Genomic DNA, 22595 nt, shown 5'->3' with positions numbered 1-22595 from the left:
GCCCATGACCTCCCCTCGCCTCGCCACCTATGTCGCCGATGGCTCGGTCCGCTACGGACTTGCGACCGACAAGGGCCTCATCGATCTCTCCACGCGTTTCGCCCAGGATTATCCGACCTTGCGCGAGGTGATCGCCGCGGGAGCCCTGCCCCGGCTGATCGATGCCGCAGCCGGGCTGTCGCCCGATCATGGCCTCGATGCCATCAGCTGGCAGCCGCCGGTCCCCGCGCCCGAGAAGATCATCTGCATCGGCGTCAACTATCCCGATCGCAACGCCGAGTACAAGGACGGCCAGGACGCGCCGAAATATCCGTCGATGTTCATGCGCACGCCGCGCTCCTTCGTCGGCCATGACACGCCGCTGGTGCGCCCGCGCGCCTCGCCGCAGCTCGACTATGAGGGCGAGCTGGTCCTCGTAATCGGCAAGGCCGGACGGCACATTCCGGAGAGCGAGGCGCTGGATCACATCGCCGCGCTCACGCTGTGCAACGAGGGCACGATCCGCGACTGGGTGCGGCATGCGAAATTCAACGTCACGCAAGGCAAGAACTTCGATTCGACGGGCAGCCTCGGGCCCTGGATCGTGCCCTACACCAATGAGAGCCAGCTCGCCGACATCAGGCTGACCACGCACGTCAATGGCGAATTGCGCCAGGACGACCGCACGTCGCGGCTGATCTTCGGCTTCCGCTACCTCATCAACTACATCTCGACCTTCACCACGCTTGTCCCCGGTGACGTGATCGTGACGGGCACGCCCACCGGCGCCGGTGCACGGTTCGATCCGCCGCGCTATCTGAAGCCCGGCGACGTCATCGAGATCGAAGCCGAGGGCGTCGGCACCTTGCGCAACGGCGTCGTCGACGAAGCCCTGTAGAAGTTCAGAAACGGAATGTCAGCATGACCACCATGACCGGCGGCGAAGCCATCGTCAGCGGGCTCGTCGCCCACGGCGTCGACACCGTGTTCGGCCTGCCCGGCGCGCAGGTCTACGGCCTGTTCGACGCCTTCCACCAGGCGCAGCTCAAGGTCGTCGGCGCCCGCCACGAGCAGGCCTGCGGCTACATGGCGTTCGGCTATGCGCGCGCCAGCGGCAAGCCCGGCGTGTTCAGCGTCGTACCGGGTCCCGGCGTGCTGAATGCTGGTGCTGCGCTGCTCACCGCCTTCGGCTGCAATGAGCCGGTGCTGTGCCTCACGGGCCAGGTGCCGACCGACTATCTCGGCCGTGGCCGCGGCCATCTGCACGAGATGCCAGACCAGCTCGCGACCTTGCGCACCTTCGTCAAATGGGCCGAGCGCATCGAATATCCCGACAGCGCGCCGACGCTCGTGTCGCGCGCCTTTCAAGAGATGATGTCCGGGCGGCGCGGCCCCGCGGCGCTGGAAATGCCCTGGGACATCTTTACGCAGAAGGCGGCAACGGCGGCTGCGACGCCGCTGGCGCAATTCGCGCCGCCGCAGCCTGATCCTGATCGCATCGCCAAGGCGGCGGCGCTAATTGCGGGATCGAAGACGCCGATGATCTTCGTCGGTGCGGGCGCGATCGATGCGCGCGAGGAGATCCGCGAGCTCGCCGAGATGATCGACGCGCCGGTGGTCGCCTTCCGCTCCGGGCGCGGCATCGTCTCCAATGCGCACGAGCTCGGGCTCACCATGGCCGCGGCCTACAAGTTGTGGCCGACCACGGATCTGATGATCGGCATCGGCACCCGCATGGAGCTGCCGACCACGTTCCGCTGGCCGTTCAAGCCGGATGGCCTGAAGTCGATCCGCATCGACATCGATCCCGCCGAGATGCGGCGCCTGATCGTCGATGCCGGCATCGTCGCCGACGCCAAGGCGGGCACGGCCGCGCTCGCGGCCGCCGTCAGCAAAGCGGGCTATCGCAAGACAACAGGCCGTCGCGCGTCCATCCGCGACGCCAGCGCTGCGACCTTGCAGGAGATCCAGCAGGTGCAACCGCAGATGGCCTATCTGAACGTGCTGCGCGAGGTGCTGCCGAAAGACGCCATCGTCACCGACGAATTGTCACAAGTCGGCTTCGCTTCCTGGTACGGCTTTCCGGTCTACGAGCCGCGCACCTTCATCACCTCGGGCTATCAGGGCACGCTCGGCGCCGGCTTCCCGACCGCGCTCGGCGCCAAGGTCGCGCATCCCGACAGGCCTGTCGTCGCGATCACCGGCGACGGCGGTTTCATGTTCGCCGTGCAGGAATTGGCGACCGCCGTGCAATACAACATCGGCGTCGTTACCCTGGTGTTCAACAACAATGCCTATGGCAATGTCCGGCGCGATCAGCGCGAGCGCTTCGACGGCCGCGTCGTCGCCTCCGATCTCGTCAATCCGGATTTCGTCAGGCTCGCCGAATCCTTCGGCGTCGCCGCCAGCAAGGTCACGTCACCCGACCAGTTCAAGTCGGCGCTGGAGACCGCGCTCGCCCATGGCGGGCCGTATCTGATCGACATCGAGGTGCCTCGCGACAGCGAGGTCTCGCCCTGGGCCTTCATCCATCCGTCGAAGCCTCCAGGGATCTGATCGACCTCACGGCGGGGACGCGCGGCGTCCCTGCAATCCGGCCGCGGCCATCGCCAGCAGGCCGGCCCCGGCCACGAGCCAGCACGCGACCGGCGCCCACTGCACCAGAGGTGCGTAGTCGGGCAGCTTCTGCAGACCGCCGGCGACGGCGGCGATCCGCGCGAAGGTTGCCAGCGCCAGCGCCGAGAAGACGAGCCCGGTCACCTTGCCCTCGGCACCCGTCGTCCCGATCGCGAGCGCCGCGGAAATGGCGCTCATCATCATGCAGCCCCAGGCCGCACCGGCGATGAACTGCGCCACGATCAGCACGGTCAGCGCACCCGCGAGCTCGGCACTGACGATGGCGAGTGCACCCAGCAGCCCGGCAATTCCCATCACCATGAGCCCGCCGCGATGCTTCACCACGACGCTGGCCGGGAACAGCACGAGGTTGAAGCCGATCCAGAACACCGGCATCAGCCAGGGCAGATCCTCCGGCTTGGCAAAGCGCAGATAGAACGCCGAGCTGTTGATGCTGAAATGCAGCTGGTAGCCGAGCGCGAGGATCACCATGGCGCCGATGAACAGCAGCGGCAGTCCCCGCAGCGGCTTGGGCTCGGGCTTGGGATTGGCCGGCGCTTGCGCGGCCGGACCGGCATCCTGCGGGATGCGCGCGAGACCGAGCGCGGTCAGCAGCAGCACCGCCGATGAGATGACGAACGGCAATCGCGGATCGTAGTCGCGCAGGATCACGCCGAGATACGGCGACACGGCGCCGGCCACGCCATAGCCGAGCATGACCAGCGCTGCCAGGAACGGAATGGCCGGCCGGGCCGCATGGCGCCCGAGCAGGGTCAAGGGCGGCGCGCGCAAGACCGAGGAGGTCAGCGCCCAGATCGCGATCAGTCCGATGAAGACCGCTGGACCCGCCGACGCCGCCACGAAAGGCAGCGCGACAAAGGCGGCGCAGGATACCGCAGCCAGCAGGCCGACGAAGAGACCGAACCGCGCGGCGACGCGCCCGATGCGATCGGCCGCGATCCCCATGGCCGTATCCGAGAGCGTGAAGATCGCCTGGTCCAGCATCAGGATCAGAACGACGTCCGAGGGCGCGATGCCGGCCTGGGCCGCGAGCTTCGGCAGATAGATCACATAGGTCGTCCACAGCAGCGTGAACACCAGCTGCAGCAGCGCAAGGTGAAGTCCTATTCGCGTCGCCGCCGGCGCTCGCTCCTCCGCAAGTTCGACAGTGCTCATGGCCCCTCTCCCGGGGGCAGCATAGAGCCACGGATGCCCGTTGCAAAACGAGGAAGGTCACAGACCGGCCAGGACTACCGCGCTCGGCGGAAGGTCAGGTTGATGCGCCGGCGGCCGAGCCGAGCATGCTCACCGTCGGCGAGCGGCGCAACGCCGTGAAATGCGAGCCGCGCCGGCCCGCCCCAGACCACGACATCGCCATGAACGAGCCGATACCGCTGCGTCTTGTCGGTGCGTTTGAGCCCGCCGAACAGGAACGTCGCGGGAAGGCCCAATGACACGGAGACGATCGGCGCGCCGACGTCGCGCTCGTCACGATCCTGATGCAGCGACATCCGGGCGCCCGGCTCATAGCGGTTGATCAGGCAGGCATCGGGCGCGAAGCCTGCGAAGCCGGCCTCGCTTGCGGCGACCTCGGCAAGTTGATGAAACAGCGGCGGCATCGCCGGCCATGGCTGGCCGCTGTCCGGATCAACAGCATCATAGCGGTAGCCGGCGCGATCCGTGACCCAGCCACACGCGCCGCAACTCGTCATCGCCACCGACATCTGATGGCCGCCCGGGGTCACCATGCGGCGGAACGGCGCCTGCGCCGCGATCGTCTCGATCGCTGTGATAAGCTCCGCCTCCTGCGGCCGCGCGAAGCCGCGCAGCAGCACTGCGCCGGGCGCGAGCTGCTCGCGGGCCGGTCCTGCCAACTCGAGGCCATCGAACAGATCCGCCGTCATGCGCCTCACTTCGCATCGTGAAAGATCACGCCCAGCGTATGCCGCCGGCCGGCGCGCAGCCGGCTGACACCATGGCGCATGTTGACGCGGTAGCTGCCGCGCGTGCCCTGCACCGGACGATTGTGGACCGCGAACACCACGGCATCGCCCTGCCGCAGCGGCACCACCTCGGCGCGCGACTGCATGCGCGGCCGCTGCTCGGTCAGCACGAACTCGCCTCCCTCGAAATCGCGCCCCGGCTCCGACAGCAGGATCGCGACCTGCAGCGGAAACACGTGCTCGCCATAGAGATCCTGGTGGAGGCAGTTGTAGTCGCCCTCGACATATTGCAGCAAGAGCGGCGTTGGCCTGGTCTGTCCGGCCTGGTGGCAGCGCGCGAGGAAATCGTCGTGCTCGGCGGGATATCGCACATCGATCCCCATCGTCGCGTTCCAGCGATTGGCGATCGCGACAAGATGCGCATAGAGCTGCGGCCGCAGCCGAGCGATCGGATCCGGCAGCGGATAGCTGAAATATCTGTACTCGCCGCGCCCAAAGCCGTGCCGCGCCATCACCACCCGGCTGCGAAAGCGACTGTCGTCCGGATAGAGTGCCGCCAACGCGCGGCAGTCGTCGGGCGAGAGCAATTGCGTCAACACGGCGCAGCCGCGCGCATCGAGGTCGCGTTCCACCATCGCCCAGTCGGTCGCGTTGGGGCGCGGCGTGGGTTCGGGCGACGATGGAGTCATCTTGCGTGCCTTGATCATGCAAGCAATGTGGCCATCAGGCTGGTCCAGCGCCACCCGTTTTCCGGGGTAGAGCAAACTCGATCAGAAACAACGCTGCTCCCCGCCGCCGCCTCAGCCCCGCACCACGCCCTCGATGCCCGCCGCGATCTCCAGCAGCTTGCGGTCGTTGCCGCCGGATTGCGCCAACATCAGGCCGACCGGGACCTCGCCATGGCGATGCGCCGGCAGCGAGATCGCGCAGCCGTCGATCATGTTGATGAAGGTGCAGTTGCGCAAAGCGCGGATGTTCTCGCGGGCGAAGGCTGCGTCGTCGGCGAGATCGGCGATTTTTGGCGGCGTGTTGGCGGTGGTCGGCATGACAAGCGCGTCGTAGGGCGCGATCCGCGCGGCGGCCCGCTTCACCAGCGAGCGTCGGGCATTCAGCATCTCGATGTAGTCCGGCACCGTGATCGCCTCGCCGCGCAGGATGCGGACGGAGACGCGCGGATCATAGACGTCGCCCTTGGCGGTCAGCAGGAAGCGGTGCCAGGCGTAGCTCTCGGCCGCGGCAAAGCCGCCCTTCGCGCCGATGAGGCCGACGTCGAGGAACTCGGGGAATTCGATACGCTCGATGAGCGCCCCCTGCTTCGCCAGCGTCTGCAGCGCCCGCTCAAAGGTCTCGGCGACCTCGGCATCGAGCTCGTCGAGCACGATCGTCGTGGGCACCGCGAGCCGCAGACCCTTCACCGGTCGCGCGGCCAGCGGCCGGATCGGCTCATCGGCCAGCACGGAGTCGAGGATCGCGCAGCATGCGACGGTGTTGGCGAGCGGCCCAAAACTGTCGAGCGTCGACGACAGCGGCACCCCGCCGTCGAGCGGCACGCGGGCCTGCGTCGGCTTGAAGCCTGTGATGCCGTTGAAGGCGGCGGGGATGCGGCAGGAGCCGCCGGTGTCGGTGCCCAGCGCGCCATAGGCCATGCGGTCGGCGATCGAGACGGCGGCGCCCGACGAGGAGCCGCCGGGCACATAACCGACCTCGCGCTTCCAGGCGCTCTTCGGCGTGCCGTAATGCGGGTTGATGCCGATGCCGGAATAGGCGAACTCGGTCATGTTGGTGCGGCCGATCACGACGAAGCCGGCCCGGCGCAGCCGCGCCACAACAGGCGCATCGGCCTCGGCCGGCGCGGAGTCGTCGAGCGCGCGCGAGCCGGCGCGGGTCACTTGGCCCTTGATGTCGAACAGGTCCTTGATCGAGACCGGAATGCCGGCGAAGGGCGACGGCGCGGCATTGGCCTTGCGCAGCGCGTCCATGCCGTCGGCGGCCGCCAGCGCGGCGTCCTTGTCGACATGGATGAAGGCGCGCCCTCCCTCGCCGGCGGGATCGGCGATCCGGGCCAGACACGCCTCCACCAGCTTGCGCGACGTGGTGCGGCCAGCGGCGAGATCGTCGGCCAGCGCGGCCAGGGTCGGATTTGAAGCGGTCATGGCGTCCTATCGCGTGTGATCAGCGGCATCGGCCGCGATATCCATATCGAGCAGCGCGGAACTCAGCGACTTGCCGTGCGCATCCAGCGCCAGCGAGCGGGTCACCCCGCCGCCGAGCGCCCGGCTCATCACGAAATTCAGCGCCGCAATGTTGGGCAGCTCATAGCGGACCACCTTGCCCCGGACAATGCCGGCGAAGTGGGCCCTGACCCGCTCGGCCGTCACCTGTGCGAGCAGCAATGGATAATCCTTGGCGTCGTAGGCGATGACGGAGATGTTCGAGGTATCACCTTTGTCGCCGGTCCTGGAATGGGCGATGTCGCGCAGCTTCATCTCGTCTCCGATCATGCGGCCGCATCAAAGACCAATTTTCATCAGGCGGCAATTGCCGTCCAAACACCTCTGCGCCTCCCGGAGGGCCGCATGCGTAGCGTGATGGACCGTTGACGCGTCTGCGTCAAATGGCGCATCACGGATGCAAAGGAGCGGGCGACGGAGCCCGCCGCAGGGAGGATCAACCGGGATGGCCGAGCCGATGCGTGCACGCCCCAAACCGACACCCGAGACGCAGCATTTCTGGGACGGCACCCGCGCTGGCGAATTGCGGCTGCAGCGCTGCGACGCCTGCGCCCACGTCTACTTCCCGCCGCGCCCGTTCTGTCCGGCCTGCGCCAGCCGCAAGGTCAGCGTCTTCAAGGCCACGGGCAAAGGCACGCTCTACAGCTACGTCATCAACCATCGTCCCCCGGCGCCCGGCTTCACGCCGCCCTACGCCATTGCCGTCGTGGCGCTCGAAGAGGGCCCGCGCATGATGAGCAACATCACGGGCTGCCCCCAGACACCGGAGGCATTGGAGCTCGACATGCCGCTCGAAGTCACTTTCGAGCCGCTCGACGAACAAATCACCCTGCCCCTGTTCCGGCCGGCGAAAGGATAGCGCCATGCGTCGAAACCAGGTTGCCGTGGTCGGCGCCGCCGAGACCACCGAGCTCGGTATCATCCCGACGATGTCGCAGATCCAGCTGCATGCGGACGCGGCGCTGAATGCGATCGCCGATGCCGGGCTCAAGCTGTCGGACATCGACGGCTTCGCCACCGCGGTCGAGACGCCGCAGCAGATCTGTCATTACCTCGGCATCACGCCGACCTGGGTCGACGGCACCTCGGTCGGCGGCTGCTCCTTCATGCTGCATGTCCGCCACGCCGCGGCTGCGATCGAAGCCGGCCTATGCAAGACCGTGCTGATCACCCACGCCGAGAGCGGCAAATCGATGATCGGCAGGCTGCCGCGCTCGATTCCGCCGGACAGTCTGCAGGGCCAGTTCGAGGCGCCGTTCGGCATCTCAGGGCCGCCCAGCATGTTCCCGATCCCCGTGCTGCGCTACATGAAGACCTACGGCATCACCCATGAGCAGTTGGCGATGGTCGCCGTCGTCCAGCGCGAATGGGCCGCGAAGAATCCTCGCGCGATGATGAAGGATCCGATCACGGTCGAGGACGTGCTGAACTCGCGCATGATCGCCTATCCGTTCCGGCTGCTGCAATGCTGTCTCGTCACCGATGGCGGCGGCGCGCTGATCCTGACCTCGGCCGATCGAGCCAAGGATTTTCCGCAGAGGCCAGTCTATATTCTCGGCACCGGCGAAAGCGTGGAGACGCCGATGGTCAGCCAGATGGAGACGTTCAATTCGTCGCGTGCCTTCAAGGTCGCGGGCCCCCTCGCCTTCAAGGAGGCCGGCATCGGCCATGCCGACGTCGACCATCTCATGATCTACGACGCGTTCGCGCATCTGCCGCTGTTCGGGCTCGGCGATCTCGGCTTCATGCCGCATGAGGAGACCGGCCCGTTCATCGCTGCCGGACACACACGTCCCGGCGGCAAGCTGCCGCTCAATACCAATGGCGGCGGCCTGTCCTACATGCATTCGGGCATGTACGGCATGTATGCGTTGCAGGAGAGCGTGCGCCAGATGCGTGGCATCGCCCCGGCGCAGGTACCCGGAGCCAAGATCTCGGTGTGTCACGGCGTCGGCGGCATGTTCGCCGCGTCAGGGACGATTATTTTCACGAACGAAGGATAACCACCGTCATTCCGGGGTGCGCGAAAGCGCGAACCCGAAATCTCGAGATTCCGGGTCTGGTGCTGCACACCAGCCCGGAATGACGGGGCAAAACAAGGAGACCTCCCCATGACCAAATCGCTCCAGGACAAAGTCATCATCGTCACCGGCGCCGGCCGCGGCATCGGCCGCGAGATCGCGCTGCTGTGCGCCGCCGAAGGTGCCAAGGTCGTGGTCAACGATCCCGGCGTCGCCTCCGACGGCTCGGGCACCAGCGCAGCGCCGGCGGAGGAAGTGGTCGAGGAAATCAAGAAGCGCGGCGGCACGGCGGTGGCGAATTTCGAGAGCGTGTCCGAAGCGATCCCGGCCAGCAAGATCGTGAAGGCCGCGACCGACCACTTCGGCAAGCTCGACGGCGTGGTCAACAATGCCGGCATCCTGCGCGACATGATCTTCCACAAGATGAGCATCGAGGCGTTCGAGGCCGTCATCAAGGTCCACCTGATGGGCTCGTTCTATGTCGCTCACTCCGCCGCGCGGCTGTTCCGCGAGCAGGAGAGCGGCTCCTTCGTCCATTTCACCTCGACCTCAGGCCTGATCGGCAATTATGGCCAGGCCAACTACGCCGCGGCAAAGCTCGGCATCGTCGGCCTGTCGAAGTCGATCGCGCTCGACATGGGCCGCTTCAACGTGCGCTCCAATTGCGTCTCGCCATTTGCCTGGAGCCGCATGATCGGCACCATCCCGGCGGAGACCGAGGCCGAGAAGGAGCGCGTCGAACGCATGAAGCGGATGGGGCCCGAGAAGATCGCGCCCGTCGTCGCCTATCTGCTCGGCGATGCCTCGAAAGACGTCACCGGCCAGATCTTCGCCGTTCGCATGAACGAGATCTTCCTGATGAGCCAATCGCGCCCGCTGCGCTCGGTGCACCGCGGCGAAGGCTGGACGCCGCAGACCATTGCGGAGCATGGCATGCCGGCGCTGAAGCCGTCGTTCTACAAGCTCGATCGTTCCGCCGACGTGTTCGGCTGGGATCCGATCTGAGATTTGCAGCGCGCAAAATCTGCTTGCAGCGCACACCATCTCAAGTTGTTTTTTGTCCAAACGACCCGCGCGTTGCCATGATTTCGTCGTATGGTCGCCTCCCAACAAAAGTCGGGAGGACATAGATGACGAATGCACGACACGACCTCACGCAGGATTCGCCGGCCGGAACTGATGGCTTCGACCGGCGCATGCTCCTCAAGGGCGTCGCCGGCTTTGCCGCGGCGGCAGCAGCAGTCTCGCCGGCCGGTGCCCGCGATTTCGGACCGGGCGCGCAGCCGCAACGCTATCCGGATCCCGACATCGTCGTGATCGACGAGAAGCGCTTCAAGGCCAAGGTTGGCAACACCACGATCAAGCGTCTGTTCACCGGCTGCCTGTGGGCGGAAGGTCCGGCCTGGAACGCGCAGGCGCAGTATCTGGTCTGGAGCGACATCCCGAACAACCGACAACTGCGCTATCTCGACGACGACGGCCACATCTCCCAGCAGTTCCGCAAGCCATCGAACGAGTCGAACGGCAATACCTTCGATTATGAAGGACGGCAGATCACGGCCGAGCGGACCCGCCTCGTCCGCTTCGAGCACAACGGCTCGGTCACCGTTCTCGCGGAGAAGGCGAACGACAAGCCCCTCAATGGCCCGAACGACATGGTCGTCAATCCCAGCGACAAGTCGATCTGGTTCACCGATCCCGGCTACGGCTCGATCAACCTGTATGAAGGGCAGAACGCCCGCAACGGCTCCAACCAGCCGTTCCAGAAGGAAGCCGTCTACCGCGTCGATGCGCAGTCCGGCGCGATCACCAAGGTCGCGGACGAGCCGTTCAAGCCGAACGGCATCGCCTTCAGCCACGACTACAAGAAGCTCTACGTCTGCGACACCGGCATCACGCACTATCCGAACGCCAAGAACGTGATCTGGCAGTACGACGTCAATGGCGACAAGCTGGCGAACCCGAAGGCGTTCATCGACATGACGCTCGACGGCAAGTCGGGCTTCGCGGACGGGCTGCGGGTCGACATCGACGGCAACATCTGGGTCGGCGCCGGCTGGGTCGGCGAAGGCTATGACGGCGTCCACATCTTCGCGCCGGATGGCGTCCGCATCGGCCAGATCAAGCTGCCGGAGATCTGCGCCAATGTCTGCTTCGGCGGCAAGAAGCGCAATCGCCTGTTCATGACCGCGAGCCAATCGCTCTATGCGGTCTATGTGGAGACGCAGGGCGCGCATATCTGTTAGGCCGGAAAACCGCCCTTGCTACGAGGCGTCCCTGCGAAAGCGGGGATGCCTCGTCAACGATGGGGCCACACTCACACTGCCGTCCCGGACAGGCGCGCGGTACGCGCGCGCAGATCCGGGACCCATAACCCCAGGGAGACGTGCGAGGCACGATGGTCGATCCTCCTCGCCCAGCCACATCTGCCTGCGGCTCCGGGTCCGAATCAAGACCGGGCCCCGACGAACGGACGCACCTCGCCTTCTGAAACGAATAAAGAACTTGCTATTTTTCGGAAATCGTGTTCTTCTCTCGCCATCCCGCCTCATGCAAGGGGCGTAGCGCGCGATCGTCACGACACGCGAGGCGGGGATGCGATGGCCGCGGTTGAGCCGCAGCGTGTCCCTGGATGCGCGGACGAACGGCTTTGCCGCGGACGTGAAATCGCGTGGTCCTGGCGCCCCGAAGCAGGCGTCAAGTCCGTGGTGATGCCCAGCGCATCGCGCGGGCGACGGTGTCTACGAGCCGGCACACCGGGGAGATCGCGTATAAGCGTGAAGACATCGCGCGGGGAATGCCGGATGTTTGGCTGAACCTGTGGTGACTGCCGCCTGCTTTCTTTTCTGCAGGCGGGCCATGGGTGAGGCCTTCACCCGGCATTCCCCGCGCCCTTGCACTCTCGTGAGGGACATGTTCGCTGCATGCACTCGGGCGCGAAACGCCGCGAGGACGAGATCGTATGTCATTTGCTGCTTGAGCCGCAAATCAGTCGCACCACCGCTGTCGTCCCGGGCAAGCCACGATGCGCGCAGTGCGTCGTGGCGCCGACCCGGGACCCATACGCCGCGGCGGCCGTGATAGGCGAAGGTCGACAACGCATTCGCCCCAAACTACTCCCTGGGGTTATGGGTCCCGGCGTTCGCCGGGACGACAGAGAGTCTGTGGTTACAGCCGAGCTATCCCGTATTTCTCAACCCCGCCGAGATGCCGTTGATCGTCAGCTGAATCCCGCGCAGCACCTGCTCGTCCGGGTTCTGCGCGCGGTGCTCCTTGAGAAGCTCGACCTGCACGTGGTTGAGTGGATCGAGATACGGAAAGCGGTTGCGCACCGAGCGCTCCAGCAGCGGATTGCCCTGCAGCAAGCGCTCCTGTCCCATGATATCGAGCAACGTCTCGATCACCAGATTCCATTCGCGCCGGATGCGGCCAAAAATCTTTTCGCGCAGGGCCTCGTCCGGGACCAGCTCGGCATAGCGCGAGGCGATGGCGATCGAGCTCTTGGCGAGCACCATGTCCATGTTCGACAGCAGCATGCGGAAGAACGGCCATTCCTGATAAAGCTCGCGCAGGAATGGCATGCCCTGCTCCGGATTTTCCGCGATCCAGGTCTCGACCGCGCTGCCGAAGCCGTACCAGCCCGGCAGCATCAGCCGGCACTGCGCCCAGGAGAACACCCAGGGGATCGCACGCAGGTCCTCGATCGCGCGGGTTTTCTTGCGCGAGGCCGGGCGGCTGCCGATGTTGAGGGTGGCGATCTCGTTGATGACCGTCGAGGCCCAGAAATATTCGACGAAGCCGTCGGTTTCGTAGACGAGGCCCCGATAGGCCTTGAAGGCGAGCTCCGAGAGCCGGTCCATCGCAGTGAGATATTCGCGCTTCGGCGCCGGCTGCCGCGGATGCAGCAGGCTGGCCTCGAGCGTCGCGGCGGCGAGAATTTCCAGATTGTTACGTCCGACCTCGGCGTTGGAATATTTGCTGGAGATGATCTCGCCCTGCTCGGTGATCCGGATCTGGCCGTTCACAGCGCCGCCGGGCTGGGCGATGATGGCGTCATAGCTCGGACCGCCGCCGCGGCCGACCGATCCGCCGCGGCCATGGAACAGCCTGAGCCGAATGCCATGGCGTTCGAAGATGTCGACCAGGCCGATCTCGGCCTTGTAGAGCTCCCAGCCCGAGGTGACGAAGCCGCCGTCCTTGTTGCTGTCGGAATAGCCGAGCATGACCTCCTGCACGGCGCCGCGGCTGTCGACCAGGCGGCGGTAGTCGTGCAGCGCCAGCATGCGGTCCATGATGGCGCTGGAGGCCTGCAGGTCCTCGATGGTCTCGAACAGCGGCACGATATTGACGGCGCAGCGGCCCGATGGATCGATCAGGCCGACCTCCTTGAGCAGCAGCGCCACCTCGAGCATGTCGGACATGCCCTTGCACATCGAGATGATGCACTGGGGGATCACGTCGGCGCCGAAGGTCGCGTGCGCCTCGGCAGCGGCGCGGAACAGCGCGAGCTCGCCGACGGTCTCATCGCTGTACTTGACGAATTGCGACACCAGCGGCCTGGCGTTGCGCAGCTCGCTGACAAGCAGGCCGACCCGCGCATCCTCGCTCAGCGCCATATAGGACATGCCGGGCATCGCGGTGTCGATCAGCTCGGCGACGGTTCGCTCGTGCACCGCCGAGTTCTGGCGGATGTCGAGCCGGGCCAGATGGAAGCCGAAGCAATCCACGGCACGCCGCAGCAGCCGCAGCCGCCCGCGGGCGATCACCTCGGCATTGTTGGCGACCAGCGAGTGATGCAGCACGTCGAGATCATCCTGCATCTGCTTGACGCTGTCGTAAGGCGCCACGGCCGCCACGGGAAGGCGGCTGATCTGGATACCGAGCTTCTTCGCCGTCGCCGCCAAGCGCGCATAGATGCCGGACACCGCCAGGCGATATGGCTCGCCGTGACGATGCGGCGACGTGTCCGGCGAGCGCTCGGCCAGCGCACGCAGCTCCTCGGAGACATCGGCGAGATGCGCGGCGATGGACAGCTCGCTGCCGAGCAGGTGCAGTTCCTCGAGATAGTAGTGCAGCGCCAGGCTGGATTGCAGCTTGAGCGTTCCGCGCATCACTTCGGCGGTGACGAACGGATTGCCGTCGCGATCGCCGCCGATCCAGCTCCCCATGCGCAGGAACGAGGCGAGATCGCCCGCCACCTCCCCTCCGTCATTGAGCCGATCCTCGAGCGAGCACAGCAGACGCGGCACCTCACGCAGAAACGTGTAGTCGTAGAACGACAGCCCGTTGGTGACCTCGTCGAGCACCGTCAGCTTGGTCCGGCGCAGCAGATTGGTCTGCCACAAGGTCAGCACGGCGCGGCGCAGCGCCTCGTCATTGGCCTCGCGCTCATCCGGCGTCAGCTGCATCCGCTCGCGGCGGTCGAGCAGCATCGCGATCTCCATCTCGCGATCCATCGTGCTCTTGCGCCGCACCTCTGTCGGGTGCGCGGTCAGGACCGGGCTGACCAGCGCCGTCGAGAAGAACTTGCGCAGATCGGAAGCCTCGAACCCGGCGGATTTGGCGTGAGCGAGCGTCGCCGCCAGCATGCCGGCCCCGCCATTGGAATCGCTCTTGGCACGCATGCGCCGGATGTTGTTCTGGTCCTCGGCAATGTTGGCGAGGTGAGAGAAATAGCTGAAGGCGCGGACGATGCGGACGGTCTCAGCCGTCGTCATGCCGTCGAGGATCTGCTCCAGCTCGCGCCGCGCCTGGCGGTCTTCGTCGCGGTGGAAGCGCACCGATGTCTGGCGGATGCGCTCGACGAGGTCGAACAATTCGGCGCCCTCCTGGTCGCGGACCGTATCGCCGAGGATGCGGCCGAGCAGCCGGATATCGTCCCGCAGCCGCGCATCCTCCTCCATGGCCTGCGCCTCGGCAGCGCGGTTGGGACGGATTTCCTCTGTCATGGTTTGCGGCGACATGGATGCGCTCTCCAGCAGCTGCCCATTTACGGGTCAGTCTGCCGTATCTATACCGCAGCGCAAGATCAAGAAAGAGGCGTCGCCTGCCCTATTCAATGCTCACGTGACGTCTTCTCATCGCTGAGAGCCGCCAATCGATCAGATCTTTCGCCCTGCCTGCGCCCAATAGGGGTCGCGCAGCCGCCGCTTGAAGATCTTGCCGGAATCCTCACGAGGCAATTTGTCCTGGATTTCGATGTGCTTGGGCACCTTGTAGTCGGCCAGCGAAGCCCTGAGCCGGTGTCTGATCTCGCCGGTGTCCAGCACGACGCCGGGCTGCGGCTCGACCACGGCCATCAGGGCTTCCCCGAACTCGGCATCGGGAATGCCAAATACCGCGCAATCGTGCACGCCGGGCACGGCATGCAATACGGCTTCGATCTCGGCCGGATAAATGTTGACGCCGCCGGAGATCACCATGTCGCGCTTGCGGTCGCACAGGAAGACGTAGCCCTCGGCATCGATGTAGCCGACATCGCCCGAGGTGATGAAGCCGTCGCGGTCGATCTCGGCAAGCTTCTCCGGCTTGTTGTGATAGGTAAAATCCGGATTGCCCGCGATGCGCGAATAGATCTCGCCAACCTCGCCCTGCGGCAGGATGCGGCCGTCCTCGCCGAGGAAACGAAGCTCGGCGCCCGGCGAGACCTTGCCGACGGTGCCTGGCTTCCTCAGCGCGTCCTCCGAGGTTGCGAAGGTGACGGCGCCGGATTCGGTCGAGCCGTAGAACTCGTAGATGACCGGCCCCCACCAGTCGATCATCGCGCGCTTGACGTCGGCCGGGCACGGCGCGGCAGCGTGAATGACATGGCGCAGCGACGATACGTCGTAGCGGCGGCGAACCTCCTCCGGCAGCTTCATCAGCCGGATGAACATGGTCGGCACCATGAAGATCGTATCAATCCGCTCTGTCTGGATGATGCCGAGAAATTCTTCCGGCTCGAAGCGCGGCATCAGCACCAGCGCGCCGCCGAGACGTCCGGCACGCAGGCCGAACGCATTCGGGGCAGAATGATACAGCGGCCCCGGCAAGAGCGCGCGCGAGCCCGGCTTCAAGCCGTAGATCAGCGCTCGCATGCGCTCGGCCGAAGCCGCCTGCTCGACCGTCGGCGCATTGCGGCGCACGCCCTTGGGATGACCGGTCGTGCCGGAGGTGTAGATCATGTTCTGCGGCTGCGGCACCTGCGGCCCCTCGTAAGGACCCTGTTGCATGAGCCAGCTTTCCAGGTCGGTCGCGAACTCCGGTGTTGCGAGCAGATCCGCGCCGATCTTGTAGTTGGACAGGATCTCCGGCGGCGTCGGCACGCTGAGCACGGTGCCTCCGGGTGGAATCAGGCCGCGAAGCTGATGCAACAGATCGGCGTGACCGATCAGCACCTTGGTCGCGGAGTCCTTGAGGATGTAGTCGATCTCCTCCGGTTTGAAGTGCCAGTTCACCGGCACGCCATAGGCGCCGAGCCGCATCGCGCCATAGGCGGCCTCGATGAAGGCGATGTCGTTGCGCATGAGAATGCAGACGCAATCGCCCTGGCCCACGCCGAGCTTCGCGAGGCCGCTGGCGATCCGCGCGGCGCGGTCGGCGATTTCGGCGTGGCTGCGCCGGCGCTCGCCGGAGATGATGCCGCAGAACAGGGAGGACGTTTCCATTTTCTTTGTTATCCGATCTGGCGTCGGTTTGAGTTTCGGCCGTCATTCCGGGGCGATGCGCCGCGACAAAACGGCGGAGCCGTCTTGCGCGGAGCATCGAACTCAGGTGCGCAGTTGCGCACCGGAGAATCTCGAGATTCCGGGCCTGCTCCTTCGGAGCATCCCGGAATGACGGACTCAGTCCGCAAACCTCGGCGCGCGCTTCTCGATGTTGGCGCGCACCGATTCGAGCTGGTTCGGACTGCCGATCAGCTTCTGCTGCTCGACCGATTCGGCGAGCAGCGCCGGCCCCGGATCGACCGAGAGATTGTTCAGCATCCGCTTGGCGGCGCGGATCGCATCCGGATTCTTGCCGGCGATCTCACGCGCGGTCTCCAGCGCAGCCGCGCGCGGATCGGCGCAGATGCGGGTAACGAGGCCGTAGGACTGGCCTTCCTCCGGCGAGAACACCCGGCCCGTGTAGGTCAACTCGCGCAGGATGTCGTCGCGCATCAGGGTCGCCAGGATCGGCGTGCCCGCCATGTCGGGCACCAGACCCCACTTGATCTCCATGATCGACATCTTGGTGTCCGGCGCGACGTAGCGCATGTCCGCGCCGAGCGCGAGCTGGAAGCCGCCGCCATAGGCGACGCCATGCACTGCAGCAATCACCGGCACCGGCAGCTGCCGCCAGCCCCAGACAGCCTGCTGGGCGAAATTCGCCTTGCCGTGGGTGCGAATGGTGAGGTCGCGCGTCTCGCCGCCGGGTATGCCGTTGCCGCCGGACTCCTTCATCGCGGCGAAGCGGCCCATGTCGAGGCCCGCGCAGAAGGCACGCCCCTCGCCGGACAGCACCACCGCCCGCAGTCCCTTCTCCTTCGACAGCCGCTCGGTCGCCGCGACCAGCGCCTCGAACATCTCCATGTCCAACGCATTCATCTTGTCGGCGCGAACCAGGCGAACGTCGGCGACGCCGTCCTTGATCTCGATCGCGAGGCGGTTGTCCATCGAGCGGTCTCCCTACGGATGTCTTTGTGACTTTACAGAAGGCTGTCGGAGCGATTTAGTCAATCGACCAATTAACTCACAACATGTCAGGCGGAAACTCCCATGTTCAAGGACAATCTCCTCGAAGGTCGACGCATTCTGGTGACCGGCGGCGGCACGGGCCTTGGCAAAGCGATGGCAGCACGCTTCCTGCAGCTCGGCGCCGAGGTGCATATTTGCGGCCGGCGGAAAATCGTCTGCGACGAGACCGCGACCGAACTGATGGACCTCTACGGCGGCCGCGTGACCAGCCATGGCGTCGACATCCGCAATGCCATGGCGGTGGAGGAAATGATCGAGGCCATCTTCCAGGAAGGCGGTCTCACCGATCTCATCAACAACGCGGCCGGCAACTTCATCTCCCGCACCGAGGAATTGAGCCCGCGCGGCTTCGATGCCGTCGCCAACATCGTGATGCACGGCACGTTCTACGTGACGCATGCCGTCGGCAAGCGCTGGATCGCTGCGAAGCAGCCGGGCAACGTCGTGTCGATCACGGTGACGTGGGTGCGCAACGGCTCGCCCTATGTGGTGCCATCGGCGATGAGCAAGTCGGCGATCCACGCCATGACGATGTCGCTTGCGACCGAATGGGGCCGCTATGGCATCCGCCTCAACACCATCGCGCCCGGCGAAATCCCGACCGAAGGCATGAGCAAGCGCATCAAGCCCGGCGACGAGGCCGGCGCGCGGACCAAGGCGATGAACCCGATGGGTCGCGTCGGCACCATGGAGGAGCTGCAGAACCTCGCGGTGTTCCTGATCTCCGGCGGCTGCAACTGGATCAACGGCGAGACCATCGCGATGGACGGCGCCCAGGCGCTGGCGATGGGCGGCAACTTCTATCAGTTGCGCGACTGGAGCGACGACGACTGGACCAAGGCCAAGGAGTCGATCAAGGCGCAGAACGAGAAGGACCGCGCGACGCGCACGAGCTGACGGCCGAATCGCCCGGTTGATCGGCGACGTGCGCCCTGTAGACTGATCGAGAGATGCTTGCTCCGGCGCGATCCGGGGCGAGGACCACGACAAGACATCAAACAAAGAACAAGACGCAATCGGAGGGGAAACATGTCCGTCTCGACGGCATCGTCGACGCTCGTCGACGTCGTGCGCGACAGAGCGCAAACGCTGGGCTCCGCCACCGCCTATGAGTTCGAGGGGCGCATCACCAGCTTCGCCGCGTTCGACCGCAAGACCAACCAGGTCGCCAACGCGCTGAAGGCGCTTGGCGTCAAGCCGCACGAGCGGATCGCCTATTTCGGCAAGAACAGCGACATCTATTTTGAGCTGCTCGTCGGCGCCATGAAGGCCAACGTCGTCATGGCGCCGGTGAACTGGCGCCTCGCCGGTCCCGAGGTCGCCTTCATCGTCGAGGACTGCAAGGCCCCTGCACTGTTCGTCGGACCGGAATTCACTACGATGATCCGCAACATCCGCGACCAGATCCCGAGCGTGCGGCACATCATCACCACCGAGGGCGGCGCGCCGGAATGGCAGGACTACACGGCTTGGCGCGACGCGCAGAGCGCGGATGATCCGGGCGTTCCGATCACGCCGCAGGACATCGCGCTGCAGCTCTACACCTCCGGCACCACCGGCAAGCCGAAAGGCGCGATGCTGTCGCACGCCAACTTCCTCAACCTCGTCAACACCGGCAATCCCGAGGAGAAACCGGACTGGAACAAATGGTCGACCGACGACGTCTCGCTGATCGCGATGCCGATCTTCCACATCGGCGGCTCCGGCTGGGGCCTGATGAGCCTCTATCACGGCGCCCGCGGCGTGATCGCCCGTGAGTTCGATCCGACCAGGATCCTCGACTTCTTCGAGCAGTCCGGCATCACCAAGCTGTTCATGGTGCCGGCGGCGATGCAGTTCGTGGTGCGGCAGCCGCGCGCGCGGCAGGTCGATTTCTCCCGCCTGAAATACATGCTCTACGGCGCCTCGCCAATCCCGGCCGCGCTGCTCAAGGAATGCATCGACGTGTTCAAATGCGGCTTCGTGCAGATGTATGGCATGACCGAGACCACCGGCACCATCATCGCGCTGCCGCCCGAGGACCATGTCGAGGGACTGGAGCGCATGCGCTCCGCCGGCAAGCCGTTGCCCGGCGTTGAGGTCGCGATCATCGATCCCCTCGGCAATTCGCTGCCGCCGCGGCAGGTCGGCGAGATCGCGACGCGCTCGGGCTCCAACATGACCGGCTACTGGAACCTGCCGGAGGCGACCGCGCGCACGCTTGGCAAGGACGGCTGGCTGCGCACGGGTGATGCCGGCTACATGGATGAGGACGGCTACGTCTACATTCACGACCGCATCAAGGACATGATCATCTCCGGCGGCGAGAACATCTATCCGGCCGAGGTCGAGAGCGCGATCTGCGATCATCCCGATGTCGCCGAGGCCGCGGTGATCGGGATTCCCGACGACAAATGGGGCGAGGCCGTCAAGGCGATCGTCGTGATGAAGCCCGGCAAGCGCGCCACCGAGACCGACATCATCAATTTCACCCGCACCCGCATCGCCGGCTTCAAGACGCCGAAGAGCGTCGACTTCCTCGACGCCCTGCCGCGCAATCCTTCAGGCAAGATCCTGCGGCGGAATCTGCGCGACCCCTATTGGGCGGGCAAGGATCGGCAGGTCAATTGAGTGCACGCACCGCCATCCTGGATCGCTTCGCTTGCGCTCGCGATGACGCCGTGGAGAGAGTGCGCGCTCCCTCTCCGCCGTCATTGCGAGGCGCCTTGCGCCGAAGCAATCCAGGGCTCCGGAGACGACGCTCGATTGCATCAATTGCGCTTGCGACAGGGCCCTGCCGCTCAACAGCGTGTCACCGCTTGTTCACCCCCATGTAGCCGAACAGGAAGCCGGCGACCTTCCGCATCTGGATCTCCTCGCTGCCCTCGGTGATGCGGTAGCGGCGGTGGTGGCGGTAGATGTGCTCGAACGGCTTGTGGCGCGAATAGCCCATGCCGCCATGGACCTGTATGGCGCGGTCGGCCGCCTCGCAGCACAGACGGTTAGCCCAGTAGTTGCACATCGAGACCTTGTCCGAGAGTGTGTGCTCGACCTGGGCCTGGGTGAGCTGGTCCATCTCCCAGGCCGTCCTGCGGATCAGCAGCCGCAGCATCTCGGCCTGGGTCGCCAGCTCGACCAGCGGCCACTGAATCGCCTGGTTCTCGGCCAGCGCCTTGCCGAACGGTCTGCGCTCACGCGCGTAATTCACACTCTCATTGATGCAGTAGACGGCCGCGCCGAGCGAGCTCGCCGCCTGCCGGATGCGGTTCTCGTGGACGAAGCATTGCGCCAGCGACAGGCCGCGCCCGACCTCGCCGAACTGCGCATCCTCCGGCACGAACACGTCGGTGAAGCTGACGCGCGGATGATCGGTCGGCATGTTGAAGGTCCAGAGATACTCCTCGACCTTCACACCCTCGGTCTTGGCCGGCACCAGAAAGCAGGTGATGCCGCGCGCGTCACCATCATTGCCCGAGGTGCGCGCGAACAGTGCACAGTGGGTGGCGACGTGCATGCCCGTCGTCCACATCTTCTCGCCGTTGATCAGCCAGCCCTTGATGTTGTCGCGGGTGGCCGGAACGGCCTTGGTTTCCATGTGGGTCGCGTCCGAGCCGTGATGCGGCTCGGTGAGACCGAACGTGATGCGGTACTTGCCGGTGATCGAGCCGTCGATCATCGCCTTCTGGTCGTCGCGGCCGTACCGGTCGAGCATGGTGACGATCGGCAGATTGCCGACGATCGAGTGCTCGTTCTGCAGGTCGTTGTGCAGGCCGAGGCCCTTGGAGGCGAAATGCTCGCGGATCACGGCCATCCAGAGGTTGGACCCGTCCTTGCCGCCATAGCGCTTCGGAATTGCAAAGCGCAGATGGCCGGCCGCATCGGCACGATCCTTGGCCTTGCGCAGCAGTTGCTCCCATTCATGCCGCGGCAGGCCGCCATTCTCGAAATCGGTGCGCGCCCATTCGCGGCGATGATCGAAGAAGCGGATGTTGTCGTCGGCCTGCTCCAGCGGCTTGATCTCGGCGGCGATGAAGCGATCGAGCTCGTCGAGATAGGCGACCAATTCCTTCGGCAAGGAAAAATCCACGGCGTGTCTCCCAGTGTGTTTCGTTGTTGTTGTTGATCCTGGTCGGCGCGACCTCCCGTCGCGTGCTTGTGGCGCGCAGCGCCGTTGCGTATTTGGATGACTGCAACACCTGCGCAGGCGCTAAGCTGATGCGCGACAGCCAATCAGAAGACAGGAGGAACAGCCGATGGAGCTGAAGTTTTCGAGAGTGACGCGCAAGGGGCCGATCACGATCGTCACCCTGGCGCGCCCCGAGGTCTACAACGCCCTGCACATCGAGGCGCATCATGAACTCGAGCGCGTGTTCGACGCCTTCGCCGCCGATCCCGAGCAGTGGGTCGCGATCGTCACCGGTGAGGGCGACAAGGCGTTCTGCGCCGGCAACGACCTGAAATGGCAGGCGGCCGGCGGCGCCCGCGGTTGGGGTAAGAGCGGCTTCGCGGGGCTCACCTCCCGCTTCGATTGCGACAAGCCGATCATCGCCGCCGTCAACGGCGTCGCAATGGGCGGCGGCTTCGAGATCGCGCTCGCCTGCGACCTGATCATCGCCTCCGAGAATGCGACCTTCGCGTTGCCCGAGCCGCGCGTCGGCCTCGCCGCGCTCGCCGGCGGCCTGCAGCGGCTGCCGCGCCAGATCGGCATGAAGCGCGCGATGGGCATGATCCTCACCGGTCGACATGTCGGCGCCCGCGAAGGCCATGAGCTCGGCTTCGTCAATGAGGTGGTGCCGCAAGGCGAGGCGCTGGCGGCGGCGGAGCGATGGGCCGAGACGATCGCCAAGAACTCGCCGATGTCGATCCGCGCCTCCAAGCAGGCGATCGAGAAGGGCCTTGCGGTCTCGCTGGAGCAGGCCATCACCGAGCAGCGCGACTACCCGGCGGTGCAGGCGATGATCCATTCGCAGGACTACATCGAGGGACCGAAGGCGTTCTCGGAGAAGCGGCCGCCGAGGTGGCTCGGGCGGTGAGTTATCCGATACTTCGCATGCTCTGGGCCTGATCGCGCCGGGTTGTCTCCGCTCCGTCATGGCCGGGCTTGACCCGGCC

The 22595-nt window shown here is 65.6% G+C and carries 18 protein-coding genes; 9 read left to right on the top strand and 9 right to left on the bottom strand.

All coding sequences use genetic code 11. The features are described from left to right. Positions 1–4: 4 nt before the first annotated feature. Positions 5–877 carry a fumarylacetoacetate hydrolase family protein gene (locus tag QW868_RS29410; RefSeq protein ID WP_315776472.1) on the top strand — a complete coding sequence of 291 codons (873 nt, stop codon included), beginning with the start codon at positions 5–7 and terminating at the stop codon, positions 875–877. 23 nt (positions 878–900) lie between these two features. Then, complete coding sequence (locus tag QW868_RS29405; RefSeq protein WP_316232160.1) at positions 901–2535, top strand: thiamine pyrophosphate-dependent enzyme; 1635 nt, start codon at positions 901–903, stop codon at positions 2533–2535. Positions 2536–2541: 6 nt separating this feature from the next. Here QW868_RS29405 and QW868_RS29400 read toward each other — a convergent pair whose 3' ends face one another. The 5 genes from QW868_RS29400 to QW868_RS29380 all read right to left on the bottom strand — a co-directional run bounded on the left by QW868_RS29400 (position 2542) and on the right by QW868_RS29380 (position 7024). Continuing rightward, entirely contained in the window at positions 2542–3771 is a 1230-nt protein-coding gene (locus QW868_RS29400) for an MFS transporter (protein ID WP_316232159.1), read from the bottom strand. Between the two features lie 74 nt (positions 3772–3845). Beyond that, positions 3846–4499 carry a DNA oxidative demethylase AlkB gene (gene alkB / locus QW868_RS29395; RefSeq protein WP_316232158.1) on the bottom strand — a complete coding sequence of 218 codons (654 nt, stop codon included), beginning with the start codon at positions 4497–4499 and terminating at the stop codon, positions 3846–3848. A 5-nt stretch (positions 4500–4504) separates the two neighbouring features. Next, positions 4505–5245, bottom strand: coding sequence for a 2OG-Fe(II) oxygenase (locus tag QW868_RS29390; RefSeq protein ID WP_316232157.1), 741 nt, complete (start codon positions 5243–5245; stop codon positions 4505–4507). Between the two features lie 93 nt (positions 5246–5338). Further along, entirely contained in the window at positions 5339–6691 is a 1353-nt protein-coding gene (locus tag QW868_RS29385; protein ID WP_316232156.1) for an amidase, read from the bottom strand. Positions 6692–6697: 6 nt separating this feature from the next. Next, positions 6698–7024 (bottom strand): hypothetical protein, encoded by a 327-nt coding sequence (locus QW868_RS29380; RefSeq protein WP_315779644.1) that lies wholly within the window; start codon positions 7022–7024, stop codon positions 6698–6700. A gap of 190 nt (positions 7025–7214) precedes the next feature. On the opposite strand from QW868_RS29380, the gene QW868_RS29375 reads away from it, so the two are divergent. The 4 genes from QW868_RS29375 (at position 7215) to QW868_RS29360 (ending at position 11036) form a co-directional block, all read left to right on the top strand. After that, entirely contained in the window at positions 7215–7628 is a 414-nt protein-coding gene (locus QW868_RS29375) for a Zn-ribbon domain-containing OB-fold protein (protein ID WP_315737267.1), read from the top strand. A gap of 4 nt (positions 7629–7632) precedes the next feature. After that, positions 7633–8772 (top strand): thiolase C-terminal domain-containing protein, encoded by a 1140-nt coding sequence (locus QW868_RS29370; RefSeq protein ID WP_315798093.1) that lies wholly within the window; start codon positions 7633–7635, stop codon positions 8770–8772. Between the two features lie 108 nt (positions 8773–8880). Further along, positions 8881–9795, top strand: a complete 915-nt coding sequence (locus QW868_RS29365) for an SDR family oxidoreductase (protein WP_315737265.1) — start codon at positions 8881–8883, stop codon at positions 9793–9795. Positions 9796–9920: 125 nt separating this feature from the next. Continuing rightward, the gene (locus tag QW868_RS29360) at positions 9921–11036 is read left to right on the top strand and encodes an SMP-30/gluconolactonase/LRE family protein (protein ID WP_315798094.1); all 1116 of its coding nucleotides are present in this window, start codon (positions 9921–9923) and stop codon (positions 11034–11036) included. Positions 11037–11969: 933 nt separating this feature from the next. Here the strand turns inward: QW868_RS29360 and ppc are convergent. The 3 genes from ppc to QW868_RS29345 all read right to left on the bottom strand — a co-directional run bounded on the left by ppc (position 11970) and on the right by QW868_RS29345 (position 17423). Beyond that, positions 11970–14753 (bottom strand): phosphoenolpyruvate carboxylase, encoded by a 2784-nt coding sequence (gene ppc / locus QW868_RS29355; RefSeq protein WP_316232155.1) that lies wholly within the window; start codon positions 14751–14753, stop codon positions 11970–11972. A 138-nt stretch (positions 14754–14891) separates the two neighbouring features. Then, a complete protein-coding gene (locus tag QW868_RS29350) occupies positions 14892–16436 on the bottom strand; it encodes an acyl-CoA synthetase (protein ID WP_316176653.1) in 1545 nt (514 codons plus the stop codon). 177 nt (positions 16437–16613) lie between these two features. Beyond that, the gene (locus QW868_RS29345; RefSeq protein ID WP_316176654.1) at positions 16614–17423 is read right to left on the bottom strand and encodes a crotonase/enoyl-CoA hydratase family protein; all 810 of its coding nucleotides are present in this window, start codon (positions 17421–17423) and stop codon (positions 16614–16616) included. Between the two features lie 102 nt (positions 17424–17525). Between QW868_RS29345 and QW868_RS29340 the strand changes: the two genes are divergently transcribed. Next, positions 17526–18401: an SDR family oxidoreductase gene (locus QW868_RS29340; protein ID WP_006613814.1), complete on the top strand. Its 876-nt coding sequence runs from the start codon at positions 17526–17528 to the stop codon at positions 18399–18401. A 132-nt stretch (positions 18402–18533) separates the two neighbouring features. Further along, the gene (locus tag QW868_RS29335) at positions 18534–20114 is read left to right on the top strand and encodes a fatty acid--CoA ligase (protein WP_316232154.1); all 1581 of its coding nucleotides are present in this window, start codon (positions 18534–18536) and stop codon (positions 20112–20114) included. A 181-nt stretch (positions 20115–20295) separates the two neighbouring features. Here the strand turns inward: QW868_RS29335 and QW868_RS29330 are convergent, their stop codons facing one another. Next, complete coding sequence (locus QW868_RS29330; protein WP_316232153.1) at positions 20296–21570, bottom strand: acyl-CoA dehydrogenase family protein; 1275 nt, start codon at positions 21568–21570, stop codon at positions 20296–20298. A gap of 166 nt (positions 21571–21736) precedes the next feature. Here QW868_RS29330 and QW868_RS29325 point away from each other — a divergent pair, with 166 nt between their 5' ends. After that, complete coding sequence (locus QW868_RS29325; protein ID WP_315737258.1) at positions 21737–22516, top strand: enoyl-CoA hydratase-related protein; 780 nt, start codon at positions 21737–21739, stop codon at positions 22514–22516. Positions 22517–22595: the final 79 nt, after the last annotated feature.

The organism is Bradyrhizobium sp. SZCCHNR1051, from assembly GCF_032489615.1.
In the GTDB taxonomy this organism is placed as follows: Bacteria; Pseudomonadota; Alphaproteobacteria; order Rhizobiales; family Xanthobacteraceae; genus Bradyrhizobium.
This window is presented reverse-complemented; position numbering and strand designations above follow the sequence as displayed.